Source organism: Desemzia sp. FAM 23989, from assembly GCF_045528345.1.
GTDB lineage: Bacteria > Bacillota > Bacilli > Lactobacillales > Carnobacteriaceae > Desemzia.
In genome coordinates this window covers 1-255 of the sequence record NZ_JBGQQT010000085.1, presented here as the reverse complement: position 1 = coordinate 255, position 255 = coordinate 1, and the positions used below count along the sequence as shown (strand labels likewise).

The window sequence follows — 255 nt, the reverse complement described above, 5'->3', positions numbered from 1 at the left end:
CCTCGACTACCTGTGTCGGTTTGCGGTACGGGCTGTTTGTTTCTAACTAGAAGCTTTTCTTGACAGTGTGACATCAGGAACTTCGGTACTTAATTTCCCTCCCCATCACAACTTGTCCTTAAAGAAGTAAGCATTTGACTCACTTCAAGACTTGTTGCTTGGACGTGCATATCCAGCAGCACGCATTCCTTAGCCTCCTGTGTCCCTCCATTGTTCAAACAAAACAAACAGGTACAGGAATATCAACCTGTTGGC

At 45.5% G+C, this 255-nt stretch carries 1 rRNA gene; it reads right to left on the bottom strand.

From position 1 onward, the window contains the following. Positions 1–255, bottom strand: a 23S ribosomal RNA gene (locus ACEN36_RS13170); the annotation flags it as partial.